Origin of the sequence: Bradyrhizobium sp. Mp19, assembly GCF_029952935.1 — a bacterium.
In the GTDB taxonomy this organism is placed as follows: Bacteria; Pseudomonadota; Alphaproteobacteria; order Rhizobiales; family Xanthobacteraceae; genus Bradyrhizobium; species Bradyrhizobium elkanii.
Window position 1 is genome coordinate 294,652 of sequence record NZ_JASAUT010000006.1, and the last position, 20,145, is coordinate 314,796.

At 64.1% G+C, this 20,145-nt stretch carries 16 protein-coding genes and 1 tRNA gene; 8 read left to right on the plus strand and 9 right to left on the minus strand.

Going from position 1 to position 20,145, the window contains the following annotated elements; translation table 11 throughout:
- Positions 1–2,109 (minus strand): immunoglobulin-like domain-containing protein (locus tag QJT82_RS10965; protein ID WP_281446636.1); only part of this gene is annotated, 2,109 nt, incomplete at its 3' end.
- A gap of 1,148 nt (positions 2,110–3,257) precedes the next feature.
- Positions 3,258–3,331 (minus strand) — tRNA-Gly (locus tag QJT82_RS10970).
- A 490-nt stretch (positions 3,332–3,821) separates the two neighbouring features.
- Here QJT82_RS10970 and QJT82_RS10975 point away from each other — a divergent pair.
- The gene (locus QJT82_RS10975) at positions 3,822–4,208 is read left to right on the plus strand and encodes a YciI family protein (protein WP_028335390.1); all 387 of its coding nucleotides are present in this window, start codon (positions 3,822–3,824) and stop codon (positions 4,206–4,208) included.
- Between the two features lie 68 nt (positions 4,209–4,276).
- On the opposite strand, the gene QJT82_RS10980 is transcribed toward QJT82_RS10975, so the two are convergent.
- Positions 4,277–4,684, minus strand: a complete 408-nt coding sequence (locus QJT82_RS10980; RefSeq protein ID WP_026192921.1) for a hypothetical protein — start codon at positions 4,682–4,684, stop codon at positions 4,277–4,279.
- A gap of 87 nt (positions 4,685–4,771) precedes the next feature.
- Positions 4,772–5,569, minus strand: a complete 798-nt coding sequence (locus QJT82_RS10985; protein WP_028339393.1) for a lytic murein transglycosylase — start codon at positions 5,567–5,569, stop codon at positions 4,772–4,774.
- Between the two features lie 346 nt (positions 5,570–5,915).
- Between QJT82_RS10985 and QJT82_RS10990 the strand changes: the two genes are divergently transcribed.
- Positions 5,916–6,146, plus strand: a complete 231-nt coding sequence (locus QJT82_RS10990) for a hypothetical protein (RefSeq protein ID WP_245288659.1) — start codon at positions 5,916–5,918, stop codon at positions 6,144–6,146.
- Between the two features lie 89 nt (positions 6,147–6,235).
- On the opposite strand, the gene QJT82_RS10995 is transcribed toward QJT82_RS10990, so the two are convergent.
- Positions 6,236–6,463 carry a hypothetical protein gene (locus QJT82_RS10995; protein WP_016843397.1) on the minus strand — a complete coding sequence of 76 codons (228 nt, stop codon included), beginning with the start codon at positions 6,461–6,463 and terminating at the stop codon, positions 6,236–6,238.
- A 62-nt stretch (positions 6,464–6,525) separates the two neighbouring features.
- Positions 6,526–6,822: a hypothetical protein gene (locus QJT82_RS11000; RefSeq protein ID WP_028339395.1), complete on the minus strand. Its 297-nt coding sequence runs from the start codon at positions 6,820–6,822 to the stop codon at positions 6,526–6,528.
- 339 nt (positions 6,823–7,161) lie between these two features.
- Here QJT82_RS11000 and QJT82_RS11005 point away from each other — a divergent pair, with 339 nt between their 5' ends.
- The 3 genes from QJT82_RS11005 (at position 7,162) to QJT82_RS11015 (ending at position 10,264) form a co-directional block, all read left to right on the plus strand.
- Positions 7,162–7,557 (plus strand): NUDIX hydrolase, encoded by a 396-nt coding sequence (locus tag QJT82_RS11005; RefSeq protein WP_028339396.1) that lies wholly within the window; start codon positions 7,162–7,164, stop codon positions 7,555–7,557.
- Between the two features lie 851 nt (positions 7,558–8,408).
- A complete protein-coding gene (locus QJT82_RS11010; protein WP_028339397.1) occupies positions 8,409–9,722 on the plus strand; it encodes a chloride channel protein in 1,314 nt (437 codons plus the stop codon).
- A gap of 341 nt (positions 9,723–10,063) precedes the next feature.
- Entirely contained in the window at positions 10,064–10,264 is a 201-nt protein-coding gene (locus QJT82_RS11015) for a hypothetical protein (RefSeq protein ID WP_035631085.1), read from the plus strand.
- Between the two features lie 77 nt (positions 10,265–10,341).
- Here the strand turns inward: QJT82_RS11015 and QJT82_RS11020 are convergent, their stop codons facing one another.
- Positions 10,342–11,532, minus strand: coding sequence for an adenylate/guanylate cyclase domain-containing protein (locus QJT82_RS11020; RefSeq protein WP_028339398.1), 1,191 nt, complete (start codon positions 11,530–11,532; stop codon positions 10,342–10,344).
- A gap of 511 nt (positions 11,533–12,043) precedes the next feature.
- Here QJT82_RS11020 and QJT82_RS11025 point away from each other — a divergent pair.
- Positions 12,044–15,199, plus strand: a complete 3,156-nt coding sequence (locus QJT82_RS11025; protein ID WP_196238131.1) for an autotransporter outer membrane beta-barrel domain-containing protein — start codon at positions 12,044–12,046, stop codon at positions 15,197–15,199.
- 138 nt (positions 15,200–15,337) lie between these two features.
- On the opposite strand, the gene QJT82_RS11030 is transcribed toward QJT82_RS11025, so the two are convergent.
- Both QJT82_RS11030 and QJT82_RS11035 read right to left on the minus strand, forming a co-directional pair.
- Entirely contained in the window at positions 15,338–16,582 is a 1,245-nt protein-coding gene (locus QJT82_RS11030) for an amidohydrolase family protein (RefSeq protein ID WP_028339399.1), read from the minus strand.
- Positions 16,583–16,604: 22 nt separating this feature from the next.
- Positions 16,605–17,960, minus strand: a complete 1,356-nt coding sequence (locus QJT82_RS11035) for an MFS transporter (RefSeq protein ID WP_028339400.1) — start codon at positions 17,958–17,960, stop codon at positions 16,605–16,607.
- A gap of 119 nt (positions 17,961–18,079) precedes the next feature.
- On the opposite strand from QJT82_RS11035, the gene QJT82_RS11040 reads away from it, so the two are divergent.
- Positions 18,080–19,006, plus strand: coding sequence for a LysR family transcriptional regulator (locus QJT82_RS11040; protein WP_028339401.1), 927 nt, complete (start codon positions 18,080–18,082; stop codon positions 19,004–19,006).
- 164 nt (positions 19,007–19,170) lie between these two features.
- Positions 19,171–20,031 carry a sterol desaturase family protein gene (locus QJT82_RS11045; RefSeq protein WP_245288661.1) on the plus strand — a complete coding sequence of 287 codons (861 nt, stop codon included), beginning with the start codon at positions 19,171–19,173 and terminating at the stop codon, positions 20,029–20,031.
- The last annotated feature ends 114 nt before the right edge of the window (positions 20,032–20,145 follow it).

A 20,145-nucleotide genomic window follows, 5' to 3' on the forward strand; every position in this document is an offset into this window, starting at 1 on the left:
CGCCGTCGCGGTCCCGACCACCAGATTCTCGAAGTTACCGCCCTCGGTCCCGCTGATGGTCGCGGTCAGGCTGCTGGCGTCGTTGTAGACGTCCTCGGCATTGCCCGAGGCGATCACCAGCGTCCCGGTGGTCTGGCCGTTGGCGATCGTAATGTCGCCCTGGTCGGTATGCACCGTGGTGACGCCCTGCGAGGCATTCGACAGCGTCGCCGTGAACACGTAGCTCGACGCCGGTCCCTCAAGCTGCGTCGACGCGCTCAGATTGACCGTGGCATCCGTAGTCGTGTCGTTGACCTGCGCCGTCGCCGTCCCGGTGCCGACCACCAAATGCTCGAAGTTGCCGCCCGACGATCCCGTGATCGTAGCCGTCAGGCTGCTGGCGTCTTTGTAGACATCCTCGCCGTTGCCTGCAGCAATGGTCAGCGTTCCCGTAGTCTGCCCGTCGGCAATCGCGATCACACCCTGATCGGTCGTGATCGTGGTCACGCCCTGCGATGCATTCGACAGCGTCGCCGTGAACACGTAACTCGACGCCGGCCCCTCAAGCTGCGTCGACGCAGTCAGATTGACCGTGGCATCCGTAGTCGTGTCGTTGACCTGTGCCGTCGCCGTGCCGGCGCCGACCACCAGGTGCTCGAAATTACCGCCCGAGGTTCCCGTGATCGTTGCGGTCAGACTCGTGGCGTCGTTGTAGACGTCCTCGCCATTGCCCGAGGCAATCGTCAGCGTGCCCGTGGTCTGGCCGTCGGCAATCGTGATCACGCCCTTGTCGGTCGTGATCGTGGTCACGCCCTGCGAGGCATTCGACAGCGTCGCCGTGAACACGTAGTTTGCTGCCGCGCCCTCCAGCACCGTCGACGCGCTCAGATTGACGGAGGCATCAGTGATGGTGTCGTTGACCTGCGCCGTCGCCGTCCCGGTGCCGACCACCAAATGCTCGAAGTTGCCACCCGACGTTCCCGTGATCGTAGCCGTCAGGCTGCTGGCGTCTTTGTAGACATCCTCGCCGTTGCCCGCGGCAATTGTCAGCGTGCCAGTGGTCTGGCCGGCCGCAATCGTGATGACGCCCTTGTCGGTCGTGATCGTGGTCGTCCCCTGGGAGGCATTCGACAGCGTCGCAGTGAACACGTAGTTGGCAGCAGCACCCTCCAGCTGCGTCGACGCGCTCAGATTGACGGTGGTATCGGTGATGGTGTCGTTGACATGGGCCGTCGCTGTCGTCGTGCCGACCACCAGGTTCTCTAAACTGCCGCCCGACGTCCCGGTGATTGTCGCGGTCAGCGACGAAGCATCCTTGTAGACGTCCTCGCCATTCCCCGCAGCGATCGTCAGCGTGCCCGTGGTCTGGCCGTCGGCAATCGTGATCACGCCCTTGTCGGTGACGATCGTGGTCACTCCCTGGGACGCATGATCCAGGGTCGCCGTGAACACATAGCTCGCCGTCGGCCCTTCAAGCTGGGTGGACGCACTCAGATCGACCCTTGTCGTGCCTTCCGCATTAAGCACGACAATCTGTTCGATGCCTGTAATCTTGAGATCGAGCGTCTTGAAGGTATAGGTCGAGCTGTCGGCCTGTCCGGTTTGCGCGCTGATGTGCTGCGGAAGCCAAACGTTCCTGACATACGCAATCTCTGCCGAGATGGCGGCGTCGTTCAACTGGGTTGGACTCAGCCAAATCTGCAGAGTGTCGACATCCGGCGTAGACCCGGCTTTGCCGAGCTGCACCGCGCCATTACCCCCGTCATAGGAGTCGTAGCCTTGGAATGCGTTGCCTGCGACCACGGTCTGATTGGAAACCGTACCAAGGACCGTCTGATCCGCTCCCGACCAAACAGTCCCGCCGCTCAATGAAAAGCCAGCACTCGTGACGGAGTAGGTCCCACCCAAGACGTACTGGTTCTCAAAACCCTTGTAGATCAGGGTATCTGTCCCCGATCCGCCAAGAACGGTGTCAAAGCCGCTGCCGCCGTTAAGGATGTCATCTCCGGAGCCACCATTGAGACGATCACTGCCTGCGCCGCCGGACAGCACGTCATCGCCGGAGCCGCCGACTAAATTGTCGCTGCCGGAAGAGCCTGTGAGGATGGTGGTGCCACTGGCGCTTGCCATTGATGATGCTCCAAAATGTCGTGGTACAAAATTCGCGCGTGAGTATGAATTCAGGTATTTTATGAACCAGATGCCGTAATGGTTTCGAACTTTGCAGGCGTCGATTGACAGGGTGGCAATGAGCTGGCGCCGTCGCAGGGCACATCAAACAAAGCGTGCCGCGCAATCACCGGCAGCGCTTCCGCCCTCGGCGCAATATTTTTCCGAGACGGGCCCGAAACTGGCCGGCCGATCAGACGCGATCGGCAGCCCTCCGGCTCGCCGCTAAAGAAACAAGAATTCAGGAATCCCGGAGGGCGCGATTCAAACTCGGCCGTCCGAATGAAGCTGACGCGACCCAATACACACTCCTCAAACTCTGCGGACACAGAGCAGGTGTGATTGCAGTCGAAAATCAATTCACCGTGCTATGAACGCTCGTTCAAGGAAGTGAGGCGAGCATTTGACCGACAAGAAATTGCACCTTCCGCGATGTGCCGGTCTGCCTTGCTGTGAAAGACTCCGAACGCACTAACCTGTCCACTTCCGGTGCGGCCTTGCATTCCGCACGCGTTGAAAAATTCTCTTGTTCTTAAAGTCATTGGCTTTGTCGAAGTCTCTGCCTGCACTACCCCTAGGTCCGGCAGAAGCTCCCGAGCTAAAAATTGGTTCAAACATGCCGAAAATTTGCGCATCCGTCTAGAGCCGGGGAGGATGCGCGTTCTTAACCATTAATGGCACAGCGCCAATGGGTTACCTGGTCGCGAGAATAGTTCCGTATCCCGGGAAACTACGGTCGTCCTTTCTGACGGGATTACATGCTGAATTGACCTGACATTCGGAAACAACGCTTGTTCGCCGGGCTTGAGGCGATCCAGTTCATTCGAATGGCGTCTTGCAAGGGCGACCGCGGGAGTTGTTTGACGACCAGCGCAACGCCAACTTGAACGGGAATATGATGGCGCACGACGCGATGATGAATTTGCAGATGCAGCGCTGACCGGGGGAGAGCAAGACATCGCTGAAAGTTTGCGCGCGGGGGTGCGGTTCAGATCCGCAGCAGACATCAAGCGCTTCGCGGCAGAGTTCGACCCGCAGCCGATGCATCCGGATGAAGCTACGGCCGCCCGGACACTTTTAGGGGGCTTTGCAGCATCAGGGGGAATCATTGGAGCGGGTGAAGGGAATCGAACCCTCGTATTCAGCTTGGAAGGCTGCTGCTCTACCATTGAGCTACACCCGCATCGCGTTCACCTAACACGGTCGGGCGGCGGCCTCAACTGCCCCGGCGTGCGTTCTGATTCTCCGTAAAAGAAACCATTTCGGCGCAATCCCGCCGGTTTCCCGGCCCGGACGGGGCGGAGGCGGCCTTAACAGCGGCGGATTCGGCACCTATATTCGAAGTCCCATCAACAAAGAAAGGAGGTGATCTAGTGTCTTGTCTCAAGCGCTGTCACCTCGCTGGGATCGCCCGCTAGGACCTGAGTAATCAGCCTGGCATCGGGGCGCTCTCAGCCCTGGACCAGCGAGACATCAAAATCGGGGGCGCGGCGGAAGCTCATCCGCCGCGCCTTTTTGCTGTTTTGGCCTGCGCGATTCGCCGCCGCCATGCCGGCCGCCGGGATACCTTGTCGCAGCACAGAAGCCGTCCGATCCGCTACAGATGAAATGTCGGCTCGGATCGCCGCGAGACGTCCTTGGGCCTGTCGCATCAGAAATAAGGAGCACATCAGATGCTTTATGCCATCCTGGCCTATCACGTCGAAGCCGAGGTCAAGTCGTGGAACGCCGAGGAGGACGCCGCCGTGATGACGGGTCTGCGCGAGGTCCATCAACGGCTGAAGGGCAAGCTCGGCCCGGCTGCGCGGCTCGGCGATACCCGCAACGCCAGCACGCTGCGTGGGCCCGGCCACGGCATGGTGATCGACGGGCCGTTCTCCGAGACAAAGGAGCAATTGCTCGGCTTCTACGTGATCGATTGCGCCGATGAGGCGGAGGCGATCGCCGCGGCGCGCGACCTGCGCAGTGTCAACCCGTCGGCGGTCTACGAGATCCGCGCGCTGAAGCTCTACATCCCGGGCGCGCCGTTTCCGGAGACCGCGGGGCCGCGCGACGCGTAGCGCATGATCCCCGCGCAAACGTCTTTTGTCGCGCGGGAAAGCCGCTTCGCACTTTTCCGGATCATGCCTTAGCGGCTGGAGCGTTTCGGCAGCTTCGGAAGCTTGCTCGGGTCGAACTTCGGCAGCGGCAGATCCGGCGGCGGCTCGGGCGCCACCTCCTGGCTCGGAATCAGCGTCACCTCGAAGGCAAGATCGGGCACGGCGTCCGCCCTGCCCGTACAGGTCGCGATCGCGCCGGTCCAGATGCCCTCGAGCCGCACCACGAGATCGTCGGTGCCGAACACGGTCGTGCCGTCCCTGGAGTGCCGCTGCGTGGTGAGCACGGCGGAGAAGCGCTCGCCGTCGACCTCATAGGTGCCGCTGTAGAGCATGACCGCGTCGCTGCCCCACAGCCTGCCATCGGCGACGTGCACGATGCCGGTGCCGTCCGCAAGCGACGTTCGAAACCACGCCGCGTAGGTGCCGTTCTTGAGCATGGAGCCGGTCTCCATCTGCTCCCGTTTCACAGCGCACGATCTGGGCATCGTTGCGTTAACAGGCGATGAAGGAACTCGCGCCTGCGCTCATTGGCCGTCGATCTGCCGTCCCATGATGGCGATCGCCTTCTGGTAGACGCCTGCCGCGTTCCACGCCTCGATCGCAGCGAAGTTGGGTTCCCCGGGCTGATAGCCGGCGCCGGCGCGCCAACCATGGGCGCGCAGGAAGTTCGCCGTCGAGCTCAGCGCGTTGGCCGCGACGTCGAGATTGCCGGAGCCGTAGGCGAGGACGTTCTTCGGCATGAACTGGGTCTGGCCGATCTCGCCATGCATCGAGCCGCGCGTGCTCCCGGACAAAGTGCCGCGGTCGACGAGCTTCAGCGCCGCATAGAGCTGGTCGGTGAAGAACTCCGGACGGCGGCAGTCATAGGCGAGCGTTGCGATCGAGGACAGCATGTTCTGATTGCCGCGCTGGCTGCCAAAACCGCTCTCCATGCCCCAGATCGCGATCAACGGTCCCGGCGGCACGCCATAGCGCTGCTGGATCGAGGCGAACAGCGCCGCCTGCGACTGCTTCAGCGATCGGCCGCGCGCCACGATGGTCGCCGATCCGCGCTTGGCCATGAATTGCTCGAGCGACAGGCCGAAGCTGCGCTGGCCGCGATCCGCGGCAATCGTCGCACTGGCATAATGGGTCTGCATCAGCGCGGCGATCGCGGTGGCGCCGATGCCCTTGGCGCTCGCCTCGCCCGAGAACTGCTGCTTCCAGGCTTCGAACCCGCCGGGCCCGTTGCCGCACTGCGCCGCATTCGCCTCAGCCCCCAGCGTTGCAACCATCACGACGATGGCGAGCGCCGACGTCGCAACCTGCCAGCCCCTGATCATCCGAAACTCCTTCGCAAATGTGCCGCCGCCCCTCGCGGGCGCGGCGCTGACGATGGCCGGATTGACATGACCCGGCGATGAACGATCCGCCTCAGATTCGGCCGCGGATCGTCACGATATGTCGCCGGCAGCGGATTGGCCATCCCGGCCGCCTCAGGCAGGCCGGGACATTTGGCCCCTGCGCCCGGAAGGCGTCATGCGCAGGACATGACGACGAACACGGCGTGCGCGACGATGCAGAGCGCGCGTGAGATCAGCGAAATCCGGTGGTGAACAGCGTTTGATGTAGTAGGCTCTTCGCGGGGACGGCGGCCCCCGCTGTCCTCCAACTTGGGAGGCGATGGCTATGATGAAGACCCTGTCACTTCTAGCGGTCCTGCCCGTGATCGGCGTCCTGTCGATGTCGACGGGCCACGCCGCATCCACATGCTCCTCGAGCAATTTCGGCATCTCTGCGGTACCGTGCGGAAAGCGCTATGCGGTCAGCTACGAAGCCTGCCGGAAATACGTGATCGAGCATGGCGCATCGCCGGCCGAATCCTGGTGGTACTGCAGCAGTCAAGGCTACACCAAGTAGCCGGCATTTCCTGAGAAGGGCCTTTCGCCGCCGCGGACAGCGCGTTGAGTTGCCGCGACGCCGAACGCGTATGCCTGCCGATCAGCGTGTTAGGGCACGTCGCCTCTTCTCACCGGGCCGACGGTCTGCGGCCGGTTGAGGAAGAACTCGCGATTGCCGAGCGCGGCCTCGGCATACTGGTCGATCGCCACGATGATCGCCTGCACGTGGTGAAAGCACCAGCCTTCCCGCGTCGCCATGTGCCGGACCTCGGCCAGCGCCTTGATCCAGGGCGCGTGATCATCGCTGTCGTGGAAATACCGAAGCGGCTCTCTCATCTTTCCTCCGGCACATCACGTCTTGCAGCTCGGCGCGCAGCCGCCGCATCCCGAGCGCGCCGTCATGCACGCGCTTCGCCGGCGGCCAGCTCTCGCTTCGCCGGGCGAATGAAGGCTGGCGTCGCGGCACGACGGCGCGGTGCAACGCTCGCATGCACGATGATCGGATCGCGGTCGCCCAGCACCTCCCGCTCCTCGACCAGGCGGCTCATGACCAGCCGCATCTTCAAGAGGTCCCCGGCGACGAAGGCGCAGTCCTCATCGCGGTTGATCTGCTGGCGCATGATGGCTTCGGCCTCGAGCATGCTGACGCGCAGCGCCCTGATCTGCCTGCGAATTTCGCTGATGCGGTTGTCCATGGCGTCCTCCAATTCCCGGTGGAGGCAATTAGAACAAAACAAGAACATCGAGTCAAGCGGTGAAGTCGTCCGTCATGGGTATCGTTATCACGACGTAACCGGGTGAGTTCCGGTCACCGGCCGTAACAGCTTTCACGAATTCAACGTGAGGTACCGGATATCAAGCGAGATCAAGGAAGCCATGGGCGACCGCATACAGCGAGGATCGCAGCCGTCAGAGACAAACAGCCGACACACGACTGTGGAACAATGTGGCATCGAACTTGTCTACACAAATAGACAAGTTAAAATGGGTCGATTCTATTTCGATCATTGCGCAGCAAATGCCCAAGTACTCCAATGCCCAAGTCCTCCAAGCTGGTAGCCGCGAAGCGCGGCAAGGTTCTTCTGGTTAGACGCCGATCTGACGGGCTGTGGATGTTCCCCGGCGGGCGCAGGCGCGCGCGCGAGACGGGGAAGGATTGCATCAAGCGCGAAATCAAGGAGGAGCTGCCGAAGCTCAAGCTCGGCAGGCTCAGCCTGTGGAAGGAAGTGACGGCCAGGAACAAGCGTTCCGGCCGCAGGATGAGCGACGCGATCTTCATCGCCAAGAACGCCAAGGGCCGACTGGCGATCGGCGACAAGAAGGAGATCGACCGCGCCGCGTGGCAGAAGCCGCGGGGCCTTCGCCTGACGCCGACCTCCCGCTACATCCGCGACCGGCTGTTTCCGAGAAAGCAGCGGCGCCGGAGATAGACGCACGATCGTCCGCGCCCGCATCGCAGTGCACGCAGGGCTTTTTTTCGGCTCTCGCGCAGGCCACCAGTTCCACCGCAGGAACACCGTACTGATCCGGATTTCTGGAAAGATAGGACGGACGTAATACCAACCCTGCCGGCGTTACCGTTCTTTGCAGAGCATTTTTTCACGACTGAGTTTTTACAGACCTATTATGACCGGCAGAAAAGGGCCGCCGATGCGACGGCCCTTTTCGATTCAGTGCCCGTATCAAGCGGGCGGCTTCAATCCCGGTGAATTTGTCCACCCCAACTCAGTATCAGGCAGAATGAGGCCGCCAACCGGCGGCCTCCTTGTTGAGCGGCCCCAGCAACCTATGGGGGCCTGGGAGGGCAGGCGCTGGGGCCATCTACCGGCCCGGGTAGCGCGGTCGGGCCAGGTGAGCATCCATCAAATGAACAGAGCAACGGCAACCATTGCGATTGGGCAAAGTCCCAATACGACGATGCCCGCTCGAACAATCACTTCGGACATGACACGCGCCCTTCAATGGGACGGCCAAAATACGCCGCGGCGAAAGCCGCGCAAAGTGCAGTTTGTGCCAGTTTTCCGCGTCCCTCGATCATACGTCACCGCGGGAAAGGACGCGCCAAAGCGGAGTCGTTCAGACACCAAAACTGACGCGCGAACCTCCTGAAGATCACCTAAGAGCTGGCCCACAGCCGGTATCGCGCATTTCGGCCTTGGAGTTTGGCGACTGCGCCCGCACACCGTGCTGATTTCTTGAGCTTCGTACACCACCGACACGTGCTAGGAATGACGCGATCCGCTTCGTATCGGACCACGACATGAGCTAAGAATTCGTCAGGATGACCTTCCCCTCCAACCGCCAGAGGCGGCTGTTCAGACTGGTCTCCGCGCGCTGGCAGCGCCGGGCCCTGTTCTTGCTGGGCGGCATTGCGGTCGGTGCGGCGGCCGTCGCGCTCGCACAACTCGCGGATCTGGCGCAGATCGCGTTTGGCGCAGTGGTATCCCGTTTCCATTATGCCTCGCTGGTGCTGACGCCGGCCGGGTTCGCGCTGTCGGTGTTTCTGACCAACCGCTTCTTTCAGAACGCGCAAGGCAGCGGGATCCCGCAGGCGATCGCTGCACGCCATCTGACCGACCAGACCGCGCGCGAAAGCCTGGTTTCGCTGCGCGTTGCGGCCGGCAAGATTCTGCTGACCCTGTTCGGCCTGTTGTGTGGCGCGTCGGTCGGGCGCGAGGGGCCGACGGTGCAGATCGGCGCCTCGATCATGTTTGCGCTCGGCCGCTTCTCGCCGCGGCGCCAACCCGGCCTGATCCTTGCCGGCGCGGCCGCAGGTGTCGCGGCCGCCTTCAACACCCCGCTGGCCGGGATCGTGTTCGGCATCGAGGAAATGAGCCGTGCCTTCGAAACGAGAACCAGCAGCCTGATCATCGGCGCGGTGATCGCTGCCGGCCTGACCTCGCTCGCGCTGATGGGCAACTATACGTATTTCGGCACCAGCGCGACCGCCCTGCGCAACGGCACCGACTGGCTCGCGGTCCCGCTCTGCGGCGTTGCCGGAGGTCTTGCGGGCGGCCTGTTCAGTCGCATCCTGATCACAATGGCACGCGGATTTGCCAATCCGGTCGGAAGCGCGGTCAAGCGTTATCCAGTCGGTTTTGCCGCAGTCTGCGGATTAGCGGCTGCGATTTGCGGGATTGCGTCCGACGGCGCGATCTATGGCACGGGATATCAGCAGGTCAAATCCGCGCTCGAAGCCGGAGCACTATTGCCGGCGAGCTTCAGCGTCTGGAAATTCCTGGCGACCACGTTCGCCTCGATCAGCGGCATGCCGGGCGGCATCTTCGCGCCCTCGCTCGCGGTCGGTGCCGGGCTCGGCTCAAACATCGCGCCGCTGTTTCACGGCGCGCCGCTGCCGGCCATCATGCTGCTCGGCATGGTCTCCTATTTCGCCGGCGTGGTTCAGGCACCGATCACCGCCTTCGTGATCGTCACCGAGATGACCGACAATCACGCGATGGTCGTGCCCTTGATGGCCGCGGCGCTGATTGCGCATGCGAGCTCGCGCCTGATCTGCAAGGAAGGCGTCTATCACGCCCTCGCCAAAGGCTTCGTCGAGCAGGCCGCGCCGGCGCAGAAGATCACCTCGATCTGAATTCCCGGCACCAAGGGAAAACGGCCCCAGCGTCTCGCGTTGCCGGGGCCGTCCCTATTCCCATGCTCACGCCGAACCGCCGGCTCGGATAATCAGGCGGGCCCTCTGGGCCTTCAAAAAATTTCCTTAATGAAAAAGCCTGCCCAGTGCCGCAATGATGCGCGCGATCCGGCGTTCCGGAAAATAACGCGTGTGAATCCGGCTTAAACAAACTTCGCCTGAAACAAACGGAATGTTTCAGTGACTCTTCATGCGTGAACGGAGTTCCGGGTTCCTCGGGGAGCGGACTGATCGCGGCGACGTTGGTCTATGGGCAGTCCCCGGGAAAAGGGGGAAGCGCTATGGCCGAGAACGTCATGAGCAACGCCGCCTATTGGCGGGATCGAGCCGCCAAGACACGTGCCAAGGCGGATTCGTTCAGATACCAGGACTCACGCGCGAACCTTCTGAAGATCGCCGAAGAGTACGATCGTCTGGCAAACTATGCCGAGCAGCAATTGTTGCGCGCACCGACGCTGAAACTGTCCGGCCAATCTCCATAACGGCAGGAGCCCTTTGGGCATTGGGCCGTCTCAGCCGGTGCGTGCGCTCACGTCACGCTGCTTTCGGCCATCGAGCCTCAGCCGCGATACGCAAACAGCTCGATCGGCTCGCTGAAACCGCGCACCGAATGCTCGCCGACATGCTCGAGCGCGAAATCGTGCTCGACCAGATCGGCGAAGGCGCGCGACAGCAGCACGTTTCGTCCCAATTGCTTGGTCAGAGCCTCGAGCCGCGAGGCCATGTTCACCGCGGGGCCGATCACCGTGAAGTCGAGCCGGCTGCGCGATCCGATATTGCCGTACATGACGTCGCCGACATGGACGCCGATGCCGTAATTCATCGGCGCCCGGCCCATCATGCTGTTCTTTTCGCTCAGCGCCGCCATCGCCTGCCGCGCCTCGGACACCGCGTGCAGCAGGTTGGCGCAGGCCCTGGGATCGCTGAGCGGGAAAATCGCAAGCAGGCCGTCGCCGATGAATTTCAGGATCTCACCGCCGTGCCGCGCAATCGGCTCCGACATCGCGTCGAAATAGTCGTTGAGGAGATCGATGACGTCGTCGCGCGGCCAGGAGTCGGAGATCCGGGTGAAATCCCTGAGATCGCAGATCATGATCGCGGCGCGGACCGTGGTCCCGCTGCCCCGCCTTGTCGCCCCCGCCAGGATCATCTCGCCGGCATGGGTGCCGACATAGGTCTCGAGCAGCGTCCGCGCCAGGCGGTTCTTCATCCGGATTTCGCTGACCAGCGCCAGCACCGGCAGCACCTTGCGCAGTTCGGCGATGTCAGCGTCATCGAAGCCGCCGGACCGGTCGGTCGCGAACGTCACGACATGCCGCTTGCCGAGCGTATGCAGCAGCGGCCACGCCACATAGTCGGTCAGGCCTTGCGCGCGCATCTCGTCATAGAGCGCGTGCGTGCGGCCAGGCGCACGTTCGAGCCGTTCGCGCACTTCGCCGGCGCCCTGGTGGATTTCGTAGACCGGGCTGCCGATATATTCCGAGCGCTCCCTGACCTCGTAGTCGACCCGCGTGATCTCGGCCTCGCGCTTGCCGTCGCCCCAGATGATCCGGGCGCCGAGCCATTGCGGATGCTGGATCAGGAGATTCATCGTCGCCCGCTTGAGCGGAATACCCGTTTGCTGGAGCCGGACGCACAGCTCGGCGAAGATATTGTCGATGAAGCGCTCGTCGCGGGTCTCGTTGGTCAGCCAGGCCACCACGTCGCCGCCCGGTTGCGGCGTGACGGACTCGATGTTGGGGGCGTTCATGGCTTGCTCCGGAGCGGCGGGTGGGATCGGCTCGCGATATGTCGTGCTTCCGCCCGGCAACGTCAACGCCGCCAGCGATAACGTGATCGGACGCGCGGTGCGGCCAGGGCGTGCCATGCCGGCCTGCCCGCGCCCCTCCATGCCACGGCACATCCGCTGACGCACGATATCGCGCCCGGCACAACTCAACTGGTTAGCGATCGATTAATCGGATCGCGCGGACGTTGCATCGCGGGCACACCGCGCCTTGTTTCGCTGGGGAACAACAAGCTTCATTTGTCAGCTCACAGTGAGTCACATAGCGTGATGCTCATCCGCTGCCGGCGAAGGTTTGCCGGAATGCAACCTGCCGGGCAGCGGCAAGAACAAGGGGCTGAGCACCATGCGCGAATGCATCGGGGCTGCGACAATTGCACGACACGTTGGTGACAATCCACTCAATCCACGCCTAACCGCATCGCAATCCCGCACGCGTGCGCACTTCCACCGCCTGCTGCTGATGAGCGCCTCGGTGGCCGCGCTCTCGGCGCTGATGCCCGGCTCGGCCGCGGCGCAGACCTGGACCGGCGCCACCAGCAACGACTGGACGGTGGGCTCGAACTGGAGCGGTGGTGCGGCGCCGGTTGCGGGCGGCGCGGTGAACATCGTGCCCGGTTCAAACGTCGTCCTCGGCGTGAGCCCTGGGGCGACCGGTACGGCCTTCACGGTCAATGTTCGCGACCTGGCGGGAGGAACGACCAACCTCACGATTCAAAACGGCGCCACGCTGACAGGCAGCAGCGTTTTTATCGGCGATGTCGTAGGTGGTACCGCCACCGTCACCGTGACAGGGGCCGGCTCCCGGTGGAACGGCAGCACGATCTCCCTGTTCGCTGGCGCCACAAGCGTGCTCAACATCTTGGACGGCGCGACCGTCTCCGTCACAAGCAGGGTCGTTGTCGGCAGCCCGGCCGGCACCGGCACGGCCACCCTCAACATCAGCAACGCCACGGTGGAGAATCACGGGTTCGGCATTACCGTTGGCAACCCGGGCGGCCGGGTCAATTTTGACAACGCCACGTTCCGTGCGGCCATCAATACCCCCACCGTCTCCAGCGGAACGGCCGCCCAGAACAACATCGCCGCGGGCGGACTGACCATCGACAGCAATGGGTTCACCGTCCTCCAGGCGAATGGCTTCAGCGGCATCGGCGGATTGACCAAGACCGGCGCCGGGATCTTCAGGTTCGGCGGCGTCGGCAACAGCTACACCGGCGAGACGGTGATCCAGCAAGGCACATTCGCGTTGACTTCCGCCGCCGCCTCTGCCGACGCCCTCGTCAGTTCGAGCCGAGTCGTCGCCAACGCAACGTTCGATGTCTCGGGAATATCAGCCGTGCCGGGTATAGCCGGCATTCAAAGCCTCGCAGGCACCGGCACCGTCACGCTCGGCGCCATGACGCTGGGCATCATCAATGCGAGCGACAATTTCGCAGGCACGATCAACGGCAGCGGTGGGCTGAGCCTCACGGCCGGCACGCAGTTGCTGTCCGGCGTCAACAGCTATAGCGGCGTGACTTTTATCGCCGGCGGCACCTTGGCCCTGGCAGATGCGGGCTCGATCGCGGCCTCCAGCCAGGTGATCGCGAACGGCACGTTCAGCATCGCCGGCCTCTCCGGCGCCGGCACCAGCATCCAGCGGCTGTCGGGCACCGGCGGCGTCGATCTCGGCGCCAAGACGCTGACCATCGCGGCCGCGAACGACACCTTCGCAGGCGTGATCGGCGGCAGCGGCGGACTGACGCTCGCGGGCGGCACGCAGGTACTGTCCAACGCCAACACCTATAGCGGCGTGACGACGATTTCCGCCGGCACGCTGGCGCTGACGGGCGCAGGATCGATCAGCAATTCCCGCGTGGTGACGAATGCCGCGTTCGACATCTCCGGCCTCGCCGGCACCACGACCAGCATTCAAAGCCTCGCCGGCAGTGGCAGCGTCGCGCTCGGCGCCAAGACGCTGACGCTGACCAATGCCAATGACACCTTCTCGGGTGCGATCGGCGGCACCGGCGGGCTGACGCTTGCCGGCGGCACCGAGACACTGTCCGGCACCAACAGCTACAGCGGCGCCACAACGGTGAACGGCGGCACGCTGCGCGCCGGCGCGATCAATGCCTTCAGCGCGGCATCGGCCGTCACCGCCGGCGCCGGCAGCACGATCGACCTCAACGGCCTCAACCAGACCGTCGGCGGCTTCAGCAATGCCGGCACGCTGCAATTCGGCACCACGCCCGGCACGACGCTGACGGTCGCCGGCAATTATGCCGGCAGCGGCGGCACGCTGCTGTTCAACACCGTGCTTGGCGGCGACGGCTCGGCGACCGACCGCCTCGTCGCGGCAAGCACGTCGGGCACCTCAACCGTGAGGATCGACAATGCCGGCGGCGCCGGCGCGCAGACCGCCGACGGCATCAAGCTGATCGACGTCACCGGCGCCTCCAACGGCAGCTTCACGCTGGCGGGCAATTATGCGCTGAATGGTCAGCAGGCGATCGTCGCGGGCGCCTATGCCTATACGCTGCAGAAGAACGGCATCGCGACGCCGGCGGACGGCGACTGGTATCTGCGCTCCAGCCTGGTCAATCCGCCGAGCGATCCGGCCGCACCGGCCAAGCCCGCGGGCCCGCTGTACCAACCCGGCGTGCCGCTCTACGAGAACTACGCCCAGGTGCTGCTCGGCATGAACGCGCTGCCCTCGCTGCAGGAGCGCGTCGGCAACCGCTACTGGGGCGGCAACGGCGGCCCGAGCGAGGCGATGGCGCGGATGGGCGGCACGCCGGCGGCGCAAGCAGACAGTTCATGGACGCAGTCGGCGTTCTGGGGCCGCATCGAGGGCGGTCAAACCAGCCTGCGGCCGTCGAACACCACCGGCTCGACCCTGAACAGCGATGACTTCAAGGCGCAGGCCGGGCTCGACGGCCTCGCGCTCGAGAACAATTACGGCCGCCTGATCGTCGGCCTGACGTTGCAATACGGCCTGACCACCGCTTACGTGAACTCGTTCTTCGGCAACGGCCGCATCCGCGCCGAGGGCACCGGCGTCGGCGCCACTGCCACCTGGTACGGCGACAACGGCGTCTACATCGACGGCCAGATGCAGACCATGTTCTATCGCGGCGACCTCACCTCCGATCTCGTCGGCAGCATGGCCCATGGCAATGAAGGCCTCGGCTATGCCTTCAGCGTCGAAGGCGGCAAGCGCTTCACTGTCGGCAACGGTTTTTCGCTGACGCCGCAGGCGCAGCTCGCCTATTCGAAGGTCGATTTCGACGGCTTCACCGACCGCTTCGGCGCGCTGGTCTCGCTCGGCAATGCCGACAGCCTGCTCGGCCGCGTCGGGCTGTCGCTCAATCACCGGAAGAGCTGGAGCGACGGCGCCCGCTCCGACCTCTACGCGATCGGCAATCTGCACTACGAATTCCTCGACGGCACCAATGTCGACGTCGCGGGCACCGGCTTCGCCAGCGCCAACGACCGGCTCTGGGGCTCGATCGGCGGCGGCGGCAGCTACAGCTGGGCCAACGGGCGTTACACCGTGTTCGGCGAAGCGACCTATCGCGCCAGCCTGCAGGATGCCGGCGACAACCACAGCTACAAGGGCACCGCCGGCCTCCGCGTGGTGTGGTGAGGACGGACGCACTGCCAAAATATCGAAAACAACCCCATGCAAAGTAGCCGGCGGACGGCAACTTGACTCGTCGGGCAAATCAGCGGTACGCTTCCATTATTCAGAAATCGTATCGCTTCAGCCTGCCCTCTTTCCGTCCTACCCGCCCAGCCGGTCGACCTCGGCCTTGCCGGCCTTCATGACAAGCGGGATGTGCTCGCCCTGACCGAGCAGGCAACCCACGTCGCGCAGCGGGTTGCCCTCGACCACCAGCAGATCGGCGAAGGCCTTCGGCGCGATGCGGCCGAGCTTGCCTTCCATGCCGAGCACCTCTGCGCCGATGATGGTCGCGCTGGCGATCACCGCCTGCGGGCCGAGCAGTTCGGCGCGGATCCGGAATTCGTCGCTCTGCAAGCGCTGCGACGGCCCGAGCAGATCGGTGCCAAATCCCATTTTGACCCCAGCCTCGCGGTAGATCGCGAGCGAGCGCAGCCCGGCGTCGCGCACGTCGGCGATCTTGGCGACGCTCGCCGCAGGCAGGCCGTATTTCGCGCCCTCACTGGCCAGCGCCTCATAGGTGACCAGCGTCGGCACCACATAGGCGCCCTGCTCGGCCATCAGGCGCGCGGTCGGAAGGTCGATCAGATTGCCGTGCTCGATGGTGCGCACGCCGCAGCGTATTGCCCGCTCGATCGCCTCCGCCGTGTAGGCATGGGCCAGCACATAGGTGTGACGCGCCTTCGCCTCGGCGACGATGGCGCGGATCTCGTCCTCGGAATAGCCATAGGCGCCGATCGGATCGGTCGGCGACGCGACACCGCCGGACGCCATGATCTTGATCTGGTCGGCGCCCATCTGCAGCTCCTCGCGCACCGCCTTGCGCACCGCATCGACGCCGTCGACGACGCGCGCGATCGCGCCGACCCGCACGCAGCAGGAGCAGGTCGGATCGGCCAGATAGTCCGAGCGGGCGCGCCCGTCGCCGTGACCGCCGGTCTGGCTCAGCGCGCGGCCGGAGACGAACAGCCGCGGACCGTCGGTGAGACCGGTGTCGATCGCCTGCTTCAGCGCGTAGCCGGCGCCGCCGGCATCGCGGACGGTGGTGAAGCCGCGCTTCAGCATGCCACGCAGCAGCATGGTCGAGCGCAGCGTCACCAGCACGTTGGCCATCCGCGCCTGCTGCGACAGGTCGAGCTCGACCGCAACCGCATGCACATGCAGGTCGATCAGGCCGGGCATCAGGGTCTTGCCCTTGAGGTCGATGACGCGATCGGCTGAGGTCTCGATCGGCCTGTCCGACACCTCCTTGATCAGGCGGTCCTCCACCAGCACGTGGTGGCCTTCGAGCAGATCGGGCCGCAGCGGATCGAGCAGCGCGGCATTCTTGAAGAGAATAGTGGACATGATCGTCTCCCGGCCCGCGTGATCACGCAGCCTTGCTTGCAATGTCTTCCAGCGACCGGCCGCGCGTCGGCACGCCCATCAGCACGACGGTCAGCGCGCCGATCAAAAGCACCGACGTGGTGACGCCGAACACGCCGGCAAAGCCGAAATTCGGGTAGAGGTAGCCGACCAGGATCGGCGCTGCGATCGCGCCGATGCGGCCGATCGCGGATGCGAGCCCGGCGCCCGTGGTCCGGATCGATGTCGGAAACACTTCGGCCGTGTAGGCATAGACGCCGGCATAGGTGCCGTTCATGAAGAACGACAGCAGCAGGCCGGCCGTCATGATCTCCGCATCGCTCTTGGCAAAGGCGAGCCCGAGCGCGCTGGCGCCGCCAAGCATCATATAGGTCGCAATCGTCGCCTGCCGTCCGATCCGTTCATTGAAAAAGGCGGCGGTGAAATAGCCCGGCACCTGCGCACAATACATCGCGAGCGAATAGCCAAAACTCTTGGTGATGCTCATGCCGTTCTGCACCAGGAGGCCTGGAATCCAGACGAAGAAGGAATAGTAGCTGAAAGTGATCGACAGCCACATGATCCAGGTCATGGTGGTGATGCGCGCCTGCCGGCCGGCGAGCAGCGCGGCAAAATTGCTCAACAGCGTTCCCGACGAGGCAACCGGCGCGGCCGGCTCGGCGACCGCAGGCGGCAGCGCGCGGCCCTCGCGCGCGAAGCCGGCCTCGATCCTGTCGAGCACAGCTTCGGCTTCCTTCGCCCTGCCCCGGCTCTCGAGCCAACGCGGCGATTCCGGCAGCGATCTCCGCCACCACAGCAGCATCACGACAGGCACGGCCGTGATAACGAGCACGATGCGCCAGCCGTTCTCGTAGGCGGGCACGATGAAATAGCCGAGCAAGGCGGCGGCGACGAAGCCGAACGAGAAGAAGCCCGCCAGCGCGCCGGTGAAGGCGCCGCGGTAACGCCGCGCCACGAACTCCGCGAGGTACGGCGCGATGATCGCGCTCTCCGCGCCGGTGCCCATGCCGGCGACGACGCGCGCGGCAAAGAACGCCGGCCAGCTATCCACCGCCGCGCTGACCAGCGAGGCCGCGCTGTAGAGCGCGAGCGCCGACATCATCACCGCGCGGCGGCCGATCAGGTCACCCAGCGTCCCCGCGAGCAGCGCGCCGAACAGATAACCGACGAAGGTGCTGCTGCCGAGCACGCCGGTCTCGACATTGGTCAGCCCCCAGGCGGTGCGCAGCACCGGCAGGATGAACGCCAGCACCGCGGCATCCATCGCGTCGAACAGATAGCCGAGGCCGCCCATCAGCAGCAGGTGCACATGGAACCGCGCGAACGGCAGGCGCTCGATGCGCGCCGAGATCATCGACATGAAAGTCCCCCCTCGCCCCGCGGTCGGCACACGCCACAGGGTCAGCCGGGGAATGATAGACAAACCAATATTATCCGAATAATTTATAATTGTTATCTGGCACATCACGATTGTGAATATTGCTCGTGTCCTTCCGCACGCTCGACCTCAACCTCCTGAAAGTCTTCGAGGCGCTGATGACCGAGGGCAGCGTCACGCGCGCCGCCAGCGCGCTGACCATGACGCAGCCCGCGGTCAGCAACGCGCTCGCGCGGCTGCGCGACGCACTCGGCGATCCCCTGTTCGTGCGCACCGCGAGCGGGATCCGCCCGACGCAGCGCGCCGTGGCGCTGTGGCAGCCGATCGGCGATGCCCTGGAACATGTCCGCCACGCACTCGACGAGGACGCCTTCGATCCACGACAGACCCAGGCCGAATTCATCCTGTCGATGTCGGATTACGTGTCTTCGCTGGTGATGCCGCGGCTGCTCAACCGCTTCAGTGAAGTGGCGCCGTCCGCGCGCATCCACACCGTGCCCAACACCATCCTGGAGATCGGCGACCGGCTCGAGGACAACCGGGTCGATTGCGTGCTCAGCGTCTATGTCAACGAGGCGCAGCAGCCGCCGGCGGTGATCCGCTCACGCTCGCTGTGGACCGTCGAATATGCCTGCATGATGCGGCGCGACCATCCGCTGGCGAGGCAGAAGCGGCTCAGCACCCGGAGCTTCCTTGCCGCCAAGCATGTCGATGTCAGCCTCGCCGGCAAGACGCTGCCGACCTACGACCAGTTTCTCGCCTCGCGCGGGCTGTCGCGCAATCTGGTCGCGACCGTCAACCACTACAACGCCGCCTACGAGATCGTGCGCCAGTCCGACCTGATCGCCGTGCTGCCGCGCGATCTCAGCGCGCAGTCCCGCCACGCGCCCCATCTGCACGCCATGCCGGTGCCGCTGCCGGCGCCGCCGCGCATCGTCAGCCTGTTCTGGCACCAGCGCAACGACACCGTTCCCGCGCAACGCTGGCTGCGCGAGACGCTGGTGGAGATGTTCGCAAGGATGGAGTGAGGGGTGGGATTGGCGCATGCGGACTAACCCGGCTCCCGGACACCCGTGATCCCCGTAGCGGCACGGGGATGCTGATTAACGCTCCCACAACTCGGGTTTCGTTTCCGATTGACGCCATCGGGGACCGAGGTGGTAGGCTGTCGCCATTTCACGTGGCCATTTGAATGCGCGAGTTATTGGAACAATACCAGCTTTTGCTGGCGCCCCTGATCTTCGTGCCGTTCGAGCAACTCTTTGCAGCGAGGCAGCAGAAGATCTTCAGGCGTGGTCTTTCGACCGATATGGCCTTCCTGTTTCTCAACGGCTGGCTGGTGTTCGTCGGCGTGACCGCGATCATCGCAGTGGCGACGCTCGTCAATCAATCGATCCTGCCCTCGGCAGTCAAGCAGGCGGTCAACGATCTCCCGTATTGGGCTCAGGCGCCAATCGCGATCGTGATCGGGGACCTCGGCATCTACTGGACCCACCGCATCCTGCATGTCGTGCCCGCCATGTGGCGCATTCATGCCGTTCATCACGCCGTCGAAGATCTGGACTGGCTCGCCGCGATCCACCAGCACCCGCTTGACGTGACCTTCATGAAGGTTGGTTCGCTGTTTCCGCTGTTCGCGCTCGGTTTCTCCGGTGAGGCGATCGGGACCTATCTTGCGATCTACTACTGGCAGTCCTGGCTCGCGCACGCCAACGTGCGCCTGGGCTACGGCCCGCTACGCCATGTCCTGGTGTCGCCGGAGTTTCATCACTGGCACCACAGCAGCGAGCGGGAAGCCAGGGACAAGAACTACGCCGGGCTGTTCTCGTTCTACGATGCGCTGTTCGGCAGCCTCTATCTTCCGGAAGGACAGAAGCCGACGGCATTCGGCGTCGATCATCCGATGCCAACGAGCTACCTGGCGCTTTTGGCCTATCCATTTTTCGCCTGGGCCTCGATGCTCAAGCGCGACGATCCGTCGGGCACCAGGCGCCCGGTTGGCGCGGAGCCTGTGCCCGGCGCGGCAACACCGCCGGCGCACCAGGACGGCTGATCCTGATGATCTTCGCGACTGTCCGCGATGGGGACACTAAAGCGTGATGGCATTAAGTTCGATAGCCTGAATTTTTGAGGTAGTTGGCACATTCCTCGGAGGTGAAGGCGTCGA

Bases quoted from the DNA above. Each gene is read 5' to 3' on its own strand.
- QJT82_RS10975 (WP_028335390.1), top strand. From the start codon at position 3,822: ATGCTTTATGCCATCCTGGCCTATCACGTCGAAGCCGAGGTCAAGTCG.
- QJT82_RS10980 (WP_026192921.1), bottom strand. From the start codon at position 4,684: ATGCTCAAGAACGGCACCTACGCGGCGTGGTTTCGAACGTCGCTTGCG.
- QJT82_RS10985 (WP_028339393.1), bottom strand. From the start codon at position 5,569: ATGATCAGGGGCTGGCAGGTTGCGACGTCGGCGCTCGCCATCGTCGTG.
- QJT82_RS10990 (WP_245288659.1), top strand. From the start codon at position 5,916: ATGATGAAGACCCTGTCACTTCTAGCGGTCCTGCCCGTGATCGGCGTC.
- QJT82_RS10995 (WP_016843397.1), bottom strand. From the start codon at position 6,463: ATGAGAGAGCCGCTTCGGTATTTCCACGACAGCGATGATCACGCGCCC.
- QJT82_RS11000 (WP_028339395.1), bottom strand. From the start codon at position 6,822: ATGGACAACCGCATCAGCGAAATTCGCAGGCAGATCAGGGCGCTGCGC.
- QJT82_RS11005 (WP_028339396.1), top strand. From the start codon at position 7,162: ATGCCCAAGTCCTCCAAGCTGGTAGCCGCGAAGCGCGGCAAGGTTCTT.
- QJT82_RS11010 (WP_028339397.1), top strand. From the start codon at position 8,409: ATGACCTTCCCCTCCAACCGCCAGAGGCGGCTGTTCAGACTGGTCTCC.
- QJT82_RS11015 (WP_035631085.1), top strand. From the start codon at position 10,064: ATGGCCGAGAACGTCATGAGCAACGCCGCCTATTGGCGGGATCGAGCC.
- QJT82_RS11020 (WP_028339398.1), bottom strand. From the start codon at position 11,532: ATGAACGCCCCCAACATCGAGTCCGTCACGCCGCAACCGGGCGGCGAC.
- QJT82_RS11030 (WP_028339399.1), bottom strand. From the start codon at position 16,582: ATGTCCACTATTCTCTTCAAGAATGCCGCGCTGCTCGATCCGCTGCGG.
- QJT82_RS11035 (WP_028339400.1), bottom strand. From the start codon at position 17,960: ATGTCGATGATCTCGGCGCGCATCGAGCGCCTGCCGTTCGCGCGGTTC.
- QJT82_RS11045 (WP_245288661.1), top strand. From the start codon at position 19,171: ATGCGCGAGTTATTGGAACAATACCAGCTTTTGCTGGCGCCCCTGATC.